The organism is Streptomyces sp. NPDC051183 (genome assembly GCF_040682455.1).
In the GTDB taxonomy this organism is placed as follows: Bacteria; Actinomycetota; Actinomycetes; order Streptomycetales; family Streptomycetaceae; genus Streptomyces.
On sequence record NZ_JBFBBA010000085.1, the window covers coordinates 1 to 11,158 of the forward strand.

Sequence of the window (11,158 nt, forward strand, 5' to 3'; positions counted from 1 at the left end):
GCCCCGGCTTGTCGCCCACCGGCAACAACGGCTCCAGCCTTGCCCACTGTGCATCTGTCAGATCGCCACGCGCCACACCATGATCATCACCGACCCAGATCCACTTTCGCAACAGACCCTAGTTGGCCGGTGTGGCAGTGGTGGTGTACCCGGTTGCTGCTCGGCGGCGCCGCAGATGTCGGGGCCGAGGATCTGCTGGAAGCTATGGAACGGGCCATTGCCTACGGCTCGTTCGCGGACGGGGCGCCGAGTGTTGGCGTCGTGGCGCCAACGGGCGGCGGTCGGGTCCCCCTCTCATCTGCGCAGGCGTTGGGCGTCCCTGTTGCGACACCTGATCGACGCCGAGCCCGCCGACGTGTCGGCTGGCACCCCAGCGGCCAGAATTTCCCGTAGTCAGACATCCAAGAGCTTGATCTTCTCGGGCCGTGATGGGCGCTTCTACCAGTTCGCCGATGTTGGCCCGGGACACTCGCGATACTCACATGATGAGCAATCAGGAAGAGACAGCCACGTCTGGCGGGACAGTGCGAATACGCCGAGACCGCGTGAGGGACGTTCTTGCTTTCAGGGTGTGGATCGACGACGTTCGGGTGGCCCTGCTGCGCTACGGTCGAGAAGTCACCGTCCCAGTGCCGTCGGGTCCCCACCGCGTGCAACTGCGCTGGTCGCCGATATGGGCCCGCCTCGGTGGTGTGAACAGTGAGACGTTGCACATCCTCGTAGAACCGGGTGAGGTCATCCGCTTCGACTGCGACATCGTTGAAGGGGCGATCTGGCAGACGATCCTGCTGCGCCGCCTCGGAGACCCCTCAACGCCCGTGTTCTCTGGTTCCGAGGCTGCGGACGCCCGGGTCCTGGAAGTGACACAGATGATGCGCACCGAGGAATGGCTCGGTGAGGACGTGCGGCTGATCGACAACCGCACTAGCCCTGCCCCCGTTACACGCAGCCTGAAGGCCAGCCGCGAGTGGACCCGAACCCTCACCCTGGGTGAGAGCCGCGGTCAGACGTTGGGCGGCCACGTGGGCGCAAACCTTCTATGGCTCTCGGCAAAGGGAAGCATCGAAGCCGAACTGCAGCGCACGCTCTCTCTCGCAATTGGCAGTACACACCTGTTCGAAGAGGAAATCAGCGTCACGGTCCCTGAACGTACTGCGGTGCGGATCGTGCTGGGCTGGAAGCGCATCTGGCAGTGCGGGGAAGCCCATGTGCTGCTTCCGGATAGATCGGTGCACATCGTGCCGTATCAGGTTGTGGTGAGCGTGACCTTCGATCAGAAGATCCAGGACGTCACCAGTCTTCCGGATGGATAGACCGTCTGCCCGCCTCACTGCGCGGTAGTCGTTGACGCCCCGGCCACCAGCACACAGACGAGTGTGAGGCAAGAACCGAAGCACTGCCAGAACTCGGCAAGGTTCTGATCCACTTCTTGTGGAGCAGTGACCGAGGGTGACGTCCTGTCAGTCTGTGAGGAGTATCTGCAAGCGGAGGAGATCGAATCCGGCGCGGCCATATCCATCCCTTTTGATCCGCTTCGCCCGGTTGACGTTGCCCTCGACCTTGCCGGAGTTCCATTTCAGGGTGAGGCCGGCGGTGACGGCGTCGAAGTCCTGTCGGATGCCGCGGGCCAGGCTCTGCAGCGGCTTCATTCCGGTGTCCTCGGCGCTGGTGAGCCAGGTTTCGAGGTCGCCGCCTCGGCGCTCGGCCATCATCGTGGCGAAGGAGCTGACGCACGCGGCGACGGCGTCCAGTTCGGGAGAGCGGGACAGGAGCTTCTTGAGCTTGAGTGTGCTGCTCTCGTCCAGGTGGTCGGGGTGCGAGGTGATCAGCCAGGTGGCGGTGCGGACCGTCAGCATCTTGGGCTTGTCGGGCGCGGGTTTTCCGCTGGCCCGGATCTCCTGGAGGTGCCGACGCACGGTCCGCTTGCTGCCGGTGAAGCCGAGTTCGGCGATCTCAGCGTGGAGCCGGGCCGCGTCCGTGCAGCCCTCGTTCCAACGACGGTGCAGGTAGGGCGAGTAGGCGTGGATCTGGCCTTGGCGGCGTGATCCGGTGGCCAGCGACGCGTCCTCGGGCGTGGCGGCGTGCGCGTAGCGGGTTGCGGTCTTGCGGTCCAGTCCGAGTGTCTCGGAGATCGTCTGGATGGGGACGCCCTTGTCATAGAGGGCGTGCACGGCGGCGTGCCGTTCGCGGCGCCGAATCACGCGCATTCCCTCCGGCCGCACCGGCACCGTGTCATGGGCTGCGGCCATCTGTTCGTCGGTGGCGTCGGCAGGTGCGTCCTCGGTAATCTCGGTAAGGTAACTACGGTGTGTGGCAACGCACTTCTCGACGGCTTCGCACAGGTTCTTCCACAAGTGGAAGCGGTCCGCGACCTGGGTTGCGTCGGGGCAGGCGGTGCGTACGGCCTCGGCGTAGGCACTGGCCCGGTCCCGGCAGACGATCTCCGCTCCTGGGTGTGCTCGCAGCCACTCGGTGAGCGTGTTCGCGGTGCGGTCGGGCAGGACGTCGACGCGCTCTCCGGTTTCCATGTCCAAGATGATCGTTCCGTAGACGTGCCCCTTCTTCAGGGCAAAATCATCGACGCCCAACACTCGCGGTGCGGCGCCGACCTGCTTGTCGGGAAGCCTGCGGACGAGTCTGAGCAGGGAGTTCGCACCCGTCGGGATGGACAGGTGCGCAGCCAGCCGGGCACCTGGACGTCCGGCAAGCGCGAGCGCGATCTTCTCCAGCGAGCGGCGTAGGAGCGGGGTCCGCCGGGCGAATCGCTCAGTCAGCCCGTCCACTTGCTCGACGAACGTGCGGCGACGGCACTCCGCTGCCGGGCACAGGAACCGCCGGACCATCAGGTCGATCGCTACCTGCTGTCCGGCCGCCGAGAGGTCGGCAAGGCGTCTGCGGTAACCACCGTGGACACGGTCAGACACGGTGCCGCAGCCCGGACAAGGCGCTTCGCGCGTCACCGTTCGCGCCGTGAGGGCTATCCCGCCGCCGTCCGCTCTAACCTCGTCCACCACCACGGGCGACAGGTGGGAGAACGCCGCCGAAATCGCCGAGAACACACTGCAGTCACACGAAGGGCCATCCTGCCAGCCAATTGTGACGCCACGTCACCGCTCCACAAGAAGTGGATCAGAACCGCTTGCCACGGCCGCCGTCACGCGCCGCTGCCACGCGCCATTGAGGATCGGCGGCGCCCGGGTTCGGATCTGGGACGTCGGTGCCCGTGGCACGATTCGACTGTGGTCCGGAGACCGGAGTTGTCGCCTCCGCCCGTCAGCCGGCAACGGCTGGGTCAGCTGGGCTCCGAGGTGGAGCGGATCGCTGACCTGCTGGAAGCCCGAGCAGAGGAGGCGGGCGAGGCGATCGCGGCCTTCAACGCGATGACCGGGCACGATGACGAGGCGCCCGACTTCGCCGGGTACCACGGCAGCAGGAGCCTGGAGGAGTTCGCGCGGGAGGCGGCCCGGCCGGCTCGGCCCGTGGTCGCGGGCATCACCCGGGACGAGCTCGTGGAGATCGTACGCAGGCTCCTGACGGCCGCCCCGAGAGCGACTACCACCGGACCGGCCGCGGACGCCCGCCCGGCGGTGGCGAGGACTGCTTGTGCGAGCCGTCGTCGTCTTCGTGGGGCTGATCCGAACAGGTGGTCCGGGCAGGACGCGCGACGGCGGTCGGCCGGGCGGATCGCCCTGGTCCTGTCGATGGCCGGATCGGCCCGGGCGGCCGGAGCGACCGAAACGACTCGAGCAGTCGAAGCGACTGAAGCGACCGAGGCCGGGGCACGGAGGAGTGCCCGGAGAGGGCCCGGCATGCCGTCGGGCAGGGTAGCGAGTCTGATGGCGGTCGCCGCGCCCTGTTCGGGGGTGCGTACACCGCGGAAGGAAGCCGTTGAGACCGGTCGCGACGTAGCCGGGGCAGCCGGCGCTGATCAGGATGTTCGTGCCACTCCGCTCCCGGGCGTAATGCAGGGTGACGGCCTTCCGGAACGTCTTCGACGGTGCGTACGCCACGGCTATCGGACCCGTCCCCAGACCGGCAGCGGTTCCCGACTGCCGGGTGAGGGAGCCGACACTGCTGGACATGTTTCACGATCCGCGGTGAGGCGGAGCGGCGCAGCAGCGGCAGCATCGCGTTGGTGATGCGGACGATGCCGATGACGTTGGTCTCCACGACCGTGCGGATGGTGGCGGGATCGACCCGGGTGGGCTGCCTGCGGCAGGCTGCACTTCGGGCGCGCCGCGCAACGGCTCGGGATCGCACAGCCGCCCTTGGCACGGGCGATCCAGTAGTTCGAACGCCGCCTCGGAGCAGTGCTGTTGGATGGGATCAGCCGCACCGTCACGCTGACCGGTGCAGGCTCGGTGCTGCTGGCCGAGGGCCAGGTCGTGGTCCTGCCGGCGGGGCATCCGCCCACCAGCCGGGCCCATGCGCACATGGCCGACATCACCGGGCTGCCGGGCCTGCCCCTGCCGCGCTGGCCCGACGCCGACGGCACCCACCCGCCGGGCCCCGGCCGCAGGTCCGCGACCACGCACAGCTGTTGCAGCTCGTCGCCCTCGGCCTTGCCTGCGCAGTCTCACCCGAGTCCTGCCGAGCCCAACTGCTCGGTGACCTCGCCGCCGTGCCCGTTCCGGATGCGCCGAAAACCACCACCGTGATCGCCTGGCTGTTGCACAGTCGTTCCAGAGCCGTCGCCGACCTCGTCGGGACTGCGACACGTCTCTCCTGACGCACCGAAAGCCGCTCCCCGACCGACGCTCTCCACGGGCCTACGCCGACGGGGAGCATGGCCGGCGCGGACTGCTGCGCGCGTCCGACGTCGCCTTCGGGCGGGGCGACGGGTGCCCAGTGCTGGGCATCTGCTCCCGATCCTGCCGGCATGCACTCCCGAGCAGGTCGGCTAGCTCGGCCTGATCGCGGCCTCGATCTGGGCGAGGTGGGCGGCGAGGATCTCTTCGAACGCGGCGCCGCGGTCTGCCCCGAGGGGGCGGACCGCCCGGGCGAAGTGGGCCAGGGCGGGGAAGCGTTCGGGGTCGGCGCCGAGTACCGCAACGCGGAACAACTCCATGCCCTGTTCGTACTCTTCCGGGGTGATGGTGCTGACTCCGGCCTCGGAGGCGATCAGTGCGGCGATGAGGACCGCGAGCCGGTGGTAGCGCACCGGGATCTCCTCGTCGGGCAGCCCCGACGCGCGCAGGGCCTGCAGCACCTCTTCCACGATCAGCCGGGAACCGGCGCCGCCCGACGCGTACCGCCCCCAGATCGCGGCGAGCTGGGGCTGGTGGCCGAACGCCTCTCGCACGCGCAGGGCCAGGGCGGTGATGCGCTGCTTCCAGTCGCCCTCTGGGCGGTAGCCGTCCATGGCGGCCTCGAGGATCCGGTCGGCGACCGCGCGCAGCAGCTCTGTCTTGCTGCGGAAATGTCGGTAGAGGCTGGAGGAATCGGTCCCAAGGGCCGCGGCGAGCTTGCGCACGCTGAACGACTCGGCGTCGCTCGTGCGCAGCAACTCCGTTGCGGAATCCAGGATTTCCTCAGTCGACCAACGCCTTCGACCTGCCATTTGGCCCCTCTCGTCGGACTCAGTCTAACTTATGCACTCGGTGTTGCACGCACCGCGTGCATAATGAGGACGTGAGCGTGCCGAACGACCCGGCAGCAGGCGGGCCGACATGTCACGCATGCCCTGTCACCCGGCCCGGGTGACAGGGATGGAGCGCACTCTGAGCAATGCGAAAGGACGCATGTCGTGAGGAACCCACTGGATCCCGCGGCGCTGGACGCCGCCATCGAGAACGTCCACCGCGCCGGGATGCCGGGCCTGTTCGCCGAGGTGCGTGACGGCGACCAGGTCTGGCGCGGCGCCGCCGGGGTCGCCGACGTCGACACCGGCCGCCCCGTCGACGCCGATATGCGACACCGCGTCGGCAGCATCACCAAGACCTTCACCGCTGCCGCGGTTCTGCAGCAGGTCGAGAGCGGTCGGATCGGTCTCGACGCGCCGATCGGCCGGTACCTTCCGAAGCTGGTTCCCGGATTACGCGGTGAGGCGATCACGGTCCGGATGCTGCTCAACCACACCAGCGGCCTCGCCGAGTACCTCCCCTACGCCTACCCCTCCCTCAAGGCGTTCCCCGACCTCGCGAACATCAGCCCCCAGAGCCTGGACGACCGCCGGTTCACGCGGTTCGACCCCGTCGAACTGATCGAGCTGGGGGTCGCCGCACCCGCCGTCGGCGCCCCGGGCGGTGCGTTGGGGCTGTACTCCAACACCAACTACCTGCTCCTCGTCGAACTCCTGGAACAGGTGACTGGCACCACGGCCGAGCGTTGCATCACCGCGAACGTCATTGAGCGCGCCGGGCTCCAGGACACCACGTTCCCCATCGGGCCGTACGTCGACGGGCCGCACTCGCAGCTCTACGAGGCGTGTTTCGGCATGATCGACCCGCCGCGCGACTACAGCGTCTTCGACATGTCATGGGCGGGTCCTTCGGCCTCGCTGATATCGACCGTCACGGACCTCAACCGCTTCTACGGCATGCTGCTGGCCGGGGAGATCGTCAGCCCGGCGTCACTGGCGCAGATGCGACGCACGGTCCAGGTCGTCTCCCAGGAGCAAAAGACGATCGGGTACGGCCTCGGGCTGTACCCGATGGAGGAGCCGGGGCGGGACACCTTCTGGGGCCATGGCGGCACGGTCTGGGGCGGTGGGGCGCTGGCCATGACCCGTACCGACGGCAAGCGGCAGATGGCGGTCGCGGTGAACCTGCAGAGGTGGAACAGGCTCGACTCCTCGGGCAGGCCGCAGCCCCATCTCATCGACGGAGCGCTCGAGGCCCTGTACCGCGTGGCGATGTACGGCTGACCACCCCGGATGCCGCCCCGGCCCGAGGAAACCGACACCCACACCCCAGAACCCGCCGTACGTACTCCACAGAACGGATGGATTGGCATGACCGCTGCACCGATCGACCTCTTCGGCTCCTTCGTTCACCTGGACCACACTGGTCAAGTGCGAGCCGAACAGCCCGTGTTCGACTCCGAACGGGTCGGCTGGCAGTTGATGACCTTCCATGGGGAGACCGACACCGATGTCCACGGCGACCACTGGGAAGTCCACCCCACCGCAGACGAACTCGTGTGCTGCCTCACCGGCGGGATACGTCTCTGCTTCCGACCGGAACAGCCGGAAGAGACGGAGGAAGAGATCACGCTGGCGGCCGGAACGGCGGTCATTGTCCCGCGCGGGCGGTGGCACCGCATCGCACTGGACGCCCCCAGCGACATCATGTCCGTCACCCTGCCGCGCGGCAGCCGCCTGGAAAGGCGGAGCGAAGCCTGACCGAACCCTGAACCGCGCCGCGCCGCGGTAGCGAGGGACCAGGCGAGCGCCAGGCTGATCTGGTCGTTGAAGACCACCCAGTGCTGGCCCTTGTCCGCGGCATCACACGGCTTCGTGGAGATGTTCGCGGTCCCCCCAGGCGTTGGCGAGGCAGTACCGAGCGGACATGGCGGCGGGAGCGCCGCTCGCCGCTCCCGCCTCACCGGCCGGCAGGAGCGAGGCGGGCAGCGCGAGCGCGGCGGGGCGGGAGTCCCGCGGAGAGCGATGGCCATGATGCGAACTCCCCTCTTGGTACGGGCAGGCGCGACTTCGCGCGCAGCTAGAAGAAGCGTGAGGGACTAGCCAAGCGCACCTGACCCGCCCCGCTTCCCCCGGCGGACGTCCGGAACATCGACCGTCTCAGCCGGTCCGGTCCACGCGGTGGCGGGCCAGCGTTCCCCACAGGCCAGGACCCTCGAAGCCGAGAGCCTGCGCCGAACTCCTCCGCCACCGGCGCGGCTTCCTGCTGACCGAGTGGATCCGCCAGGCCGAACAGGGCGCGCCCAAGCCCCTCAGGGGCTTCGCCGGCTTCCTCCGCGGCGGCCTCGCCGCCGCCGCCGGCCTGACCCTGCACTGGAGCTCAGGAGTCGTCGAAGGACACGTCAACCACGTCGAAACACTCACGAGAGCCATGTACGGACGGGCCTCCTTCGAGCTCCTCCGTATCAGGATCCTCACGTGGGCCTGACTACCCACTGCCGATCCGGGTGGTCTACAGCTCCTGCTCTCGGCTTCGGTCGGCCCTGCCACAATCCGGTGATGACGAACGACGCCGCGGGTGTACCCGCAGACCTACGCGATCCCGCTGTGGTGCTGGCCGGTACCGACTGGGATGTCCTGGAGCACGCCATGGGGTCGGCTGAGGACACGCCTCGGATGCTGGTCGCACTCCTCGATGCCGACCAGCGTGTGCGGTCAGAGGCACTGGAATACCTGCACCACGTGGTGCACCACCAGAACACCCTGTACGACGCGACGGTCCCCGCCGCGCTCTACGTGGCCGCGATCCTCACCGATCCCCGAGCCGCCCTGCCCGTCGACAAACAGCCCCACGACTTCCCTGGCCCTCTGCGCGCCGCACTGCTGGGATGGCTGGGCTCGGTCGACGACGCGGCCGGTGACGAAGCCGCCACGACCAGCCGCCGCATCGGCTTCCCATCGGAGGACTACCCTCCGTTCGTCTAGACCTGCCGGATCCGCCCCTCGCTCTATTCCGCCGTCGAAGGCTTCCTCGACGCCCCGGACCAACACGTGCGCGAAGCGGCAGTCGCTGCCTGTATCCCTCTGCCAGGGCTTGATCAAGTTCCGTAGCTGTCCGGATCGTTGGTGATGCCCAGGATGGGGAGTGCTCGTTGAGGCTCGTCGCGGATCGCTCGGGGGGTCTTGGCGATGTTGTCGGCTCCGAGGGTTTTCAGCACGCCGATGGCGAGGTTGCGGAGGGTCGCCATCGCCCGTGGCGCGGTCCCGGCGTGGACGGTGGAGGCGTCCTCGGCGAAGGTGACGTCGCTGATGTGGTGCGAGGAGTTCTCCACTCCCCAGTGCCCGCGAATCGCGGAGGCCAGGTCGGCGGGCCCGGCTTGGTGGGCAGAGGCTGGTGACGGCGTAGACGCTCTCACGGGTCTCACGCCGGCCGGTCTGCTTGCGGCGGCGGTGGACGCGGATGGCCAGGCGGGCGTGAGGAAAGGCGATTCCGCCGAGTTCGTCGGCGATGCCGCAGGTCTTGATTGAGCGCGACTCGCGGCGTCCGTGTCCGGTCCCGGAGGCGGTGTGCTGGATTGCGATGGACCGCCAGGGCAGGGCGGCGAGCTGGGCGTGGGCAGTGGGCTGGTTCGTCTTGATCACGGCGATGTAGTGGGCCTTCTTGGTCTCGACCAGCCAGGAGATGTTCGCCTTGACCGAGTGCAGGGCGTCGAAGGTGACGACGGTGCCGGTCAGGTCCAGCGGTGCCAGGAGCGGCCGGAAGTGTGTGGTTTCGTTCGTCTTCGCGTCGACCTCCACCTGGGCGAGTGTCACGACGGTGCCGTGAGTGACCGCGGAGAGCAGATGCCGGCGCGTCGCGGTGAGACGGGCTGATCCCTTGAGTGCTTTGCCGTCGACAGCGATCGCGCGCGACAGCCCGGACGCGGAGGGCCACGGAACCCGGGCGGGTTCGGTGGCGGCGCGGTGCCGATCGGCCAGGTAGGCGCCGACCGCCCGGTCCAGGGCGTCACCGTCAACAGCCCCCAGCACACGGCCGATCGTGGCCGGCGCCGGAGTGCGCCGCCATCCGAGCAGGTGGCGGCGGATCCCAATCACTGTCAGGAGCGCGTTCGAGGCACGCTGACCCACTCGGCGAGTTCGTCGATGCTCCTCGCTCCCGAGACGACCGCGCAGGCACACACCAGCAGGATCGCTGTGAGTGAGTACCACCGGCCCCGCCGCGCGCGCGGGTCGGGCACCGAGTCGAAGTAGGGGCGCAGGTCGGTGATCCGGCCGGGGTCCAGCGGCCCCAGTTTCAACAGCACGGCAGGGATGGGAGAGGATGCAGCAGCAGGCACGGGCCACCTCATGATCATCTGGCTTAGACACCACAATGATCACGAAGCCCGTGCCTGCTCTGCTGTGCACCCCAACCGGTCACAACCCGACCAGCCGCATGACCCCGGAACTTGCATCCGCCCTGGTCAACCGGAGCTTCGTTGTGTTCGTAGCGACGCCCCGACGGATCGTCCCCCCGTTGTGACCAGCACTTCCGCGTGATCACCAGGACTTTGAATCAGCCCTGCCTGAAACGGTCACCCGCGAAGTACGGGTCTAGTGCCGGTGATTGTTGTCACCGTGAATTTGTTTGACAATGATCAAGGTCAAAGAGATCTTTGCTTCTGCCTCTTGCTTTGATCTTTGATTCCTCGCCTGGGGCTGACTGCCCCCTAGTTCAAGGCCAATCTATGGCCGCTTACGGAAGGCCCTGCCTGATGCTCTCGCGTGCCCGCCAACTGGCCCTGCCAGCCCTGCTCCTCGCCGCGCTCGGTTCGTTCACCTACACCGCCTCGGCCTCGGCTACCGTCCCGGGAGAGACACGCGTCGCGGCCCAGGAGGGGGAGGCTCAGGTCCTCTCCGACAGCGTTGTGATCAGGAACGTCACCAGCAACCGGTGCCTCTACGTGCCTTGGCAGACGCCCGACAACGGCGCCGTCGCCAAGCAAGTCGACTGCGAGCCCGGCTATAATGATCAACGGTGGACTGTGCAGCCAGCGGCTATCGGCTCGTACTCGATCCGCAACGCCCACAACGGGCGGTGCCTCTACGTGCCCTGGCAGACACCTGGCAATGGCGCCGTCGTCAAGCAGGTCGACTGCAACGACAATTATGCCGACCAGCTGTGGAAGCTCGAAACTACCTCCAACGGAAACCGCCAGTTCCGCAATGTCAATAGCAACCGCTGCCTGTGGGTGCCTTGGCAGACGCCCGACAATGGCGCCGTTGTCAAGCAGATCGACTGCAACCCCAAGTATGCTGACCAGCAGTGGGTGATCTGACCCTCCGGCGCCGCGAGAAGCGGGATCCCACGTGAAACTCGCCTGCGGAACAGGTTAAGCTGAACAGCTGAAGCCGGGCCCTTCATGGGGCTCGGCTTCGTTATTCCCTATCAGTCATTTGGGTGCTGTCACGTTGTCGGTGGGGTGATCGTCTGAGGGCGTGCGGAAGCCGTTGGCGGCTGGTTGCTCAGGCTTCGGAGGGCACGCCGGCGGCGCCGGTGATCTGGTCCCAGATCGTGAAGCGGACCCTCATTTCGAA

At 67.7% G+C, this 11,158-nt stretch carries 9 protein-coding genes and 3 pseudogenes; 6 read left to right on the forward strand and 6 right to left on the reverse strand.

Going from position 1 to position 11,158, the window contains the following annotated elements; translation table 11 throughout:
* The first annotated feature begins 569 nt into the window (after positions 1–569).
* Complete coding sequence (locus tag AB0M99_RS36650) at positions 570–1,313, forward strand: hypothetical protein (RefSeq protein ID WP_365928418.1); 744 nt, start codon at positions 570–572, stop codon at positions 1,311–1,313.
* A gap of 147 nt (positions 1,314–1,460) precedes the next feature.
* Here the strand turns inward: AB0M99_RS36650 and AB0M99_RS36655 are convergent, their stop codons facing one another.
* Both AB0M99_RS36655 and AB0M99_RS36660 read right to left on the reverse strand, forming a co-directional pair.
* The gene (locus AB0M99_RS36655; protein ID WP_365928420.1) at positions 1,461–3,059 is read right to left on the reverse strand and encodes an ISL3 family transposase; all 1,599 of its coding nucleotides are present in this window, start codon (positions 3,057–3,059) and stop codon (positions 1,461–1,463) included.
* A gap of 755 nt (positions 3,060–3,814) precedes the next feature.
* A pseudogene (locus tag AB0M99_RS36660) lies at positions 3,815–4,209 on the reverse strand (SDR family NAD(P)-dependent oxidoreductase); the annotation flags it as partial.
* Positions 4,210–4,220: 11 nt separating this feature from the next.
* Between AB0M99_RS36660 and AB0M99_RS36665 the strand changes: the two are divergent.
* Positions 4,221–4,729 (forward strand): annotated as a pseudogene (locus tag AB0M99_RS36665) (LysR family transcriptional regulator).
* A gap of 171 nt (positions 4,730–4,900) precedes the next feature.
* Here AB0M99_RS36665 and AB0M99_RS36670 read toward each other — a convergent pair.
* The gene (locus tag AB0M99_RS36670) at positions 4,901–5,560 is read right to left on the reverse strand and encodes a helix-turn-helix domain-containing protein (RefSeq protein WP_365928422.1); all 660 of its coding nucleotides are present in this window, start codon (positions 5,558–5,560) and stop codon (positions 4,901–4,903) included.
* A 186-nt stretch (positions 5,561–5,746) separates the two neighbouring features.
* Here AB0M99_RS36670 and AB0M99_RS36675 point away from each other — a divergent pair, with 186 nt between their 5' ends.
* The 3 genes from AB0M99_RS36675 to AB0M99_RS36685 all read left to right on the forward strand — a co-directional run bounded on the left by AB0M99_RS36675 (position 5,747) and on the right by AB0M99_RS36685 (position 8,566).
* Positions 5,747–6,865, forward strand: a complete 1,119-nt coding sequence (locus AB0M99_RS36675) for a serine hydrolase domain-containing protein (protein WP_365928424.1) — start codon at positions 5,747–5,749, stop codon at positions 6,863–6,865.
* Positions 6,866–6,952: 87 nt separating this feature from the next.
* A complete protein-coding gene (locus tag AB0M99_RS36680) occupies positions 6,953–7,342 on the forward strand; it encodes a cupin (RefSeq protein ID WP_365928426.1) in 390 nt (129 codons plus the stop codon).
* A gap of 798 nt (positions 7,343–8,140) precedes the next feature.
* Positions 8,141–8,566: a hypothetical protein gene (locus AB0M99_RS36685; protein ID WP_365928433.1), complete on the forward strand. Its 426-nt coding sequence runs from the start codon at positions 8,141–8,143 to the stop codon at positions 8,564–8,566.
* Positions 8,567–8,679: 113 nt separating this feature from the next.
* Here AB0M99_RS36685 and AB0M99_RS36690 read toward each other — a convergent pair whose 3' ends face one another.
* From AB0M99_RS36690 to AB0M99_RS36700, 3 genes and pseudogenes are all read right to left on the reverse strand, one after another.
* Positions 8,680–8,913 (reverse strand): hypothetical protein, encoded by a 234-nt coding sequence (locus AB0M99_RS36690; protein WP_365928435.1) that lies wholly within the window; start codon positions 8,911–8,913, stop codon positions 8,680–8,682.
* A gap of 115 nt (positions 8,914–9,028) precedes the next feature.
* Positions 9,029–9,760 (reverse strand): annotated as a pseudogene (locus AB0M99_RS36695) (ISAs1 family transposase); the annotation flags it as partial.
* Positions 9,679–9,885, reverse strand: coding sequence for a transposase family protein (locus AB0M99_RS36700; protein ID WP_365928429.1), 207 nt, complete (start codon positions 9,883–9,885; stop codon positions 9,679–9,681). The pseudogene AB0M99_RS36695 and the gene AB0M99_RS36700, both read right to left, overlap by 82 nt.
* A gap of 450 nt (positions 9,886–10,335) precedes the next feature.
* On the opposite strand from AB0M99_RS36700, the gene AB0M99_RS36705 reads away from it, so the two are divergent.
* A complete protein-coding gene (locus tag AB0M99_RS36705) occupies positions 10,336–10,899 on the forward strand; it encodes an RICIN domain-containing protein (RefSeq protein WP_365928431.1) in 564 nt (187 codons plus the stop codon).
* The last annotated feature ends 259 nt before the right edge of the window (positions 10,900–11,158 follow it).

Excerpts from the sequence above, each read along its gene's own strand:
- AB0M99_RS36670 (WP_365928422.1), bottom strand. The coding sequence starts at position 5,560 with ATGGCAGGTCGAAGGCGTTGGTCGACTGAGGAAATCCTGGATTCCGCA.
- AB0M99_RS36680 (WP_365928426.1), top strand. The coding sequence starts at position 6,953 with ATGACCGCTGCACCGATCGACCTCTTCGGCTCCTTCGTTCACCTGGAC.
- AB0M99_RS36685 (WP_365928433.1), top strand. The coding sequence starts at position 8,141 with ATGACGAACGACGCCGCGGGTGTACCCGCAGACCTACGCGATCCCGCT.
- AB0M99_RS36705 (WP_365928431.1), top strand. The coding sequence starts at position 10,336 with ATGCTCTCGCGTGCCCGCCAACTGGCCCTGCCAGCCCTGCTCCTCGCC.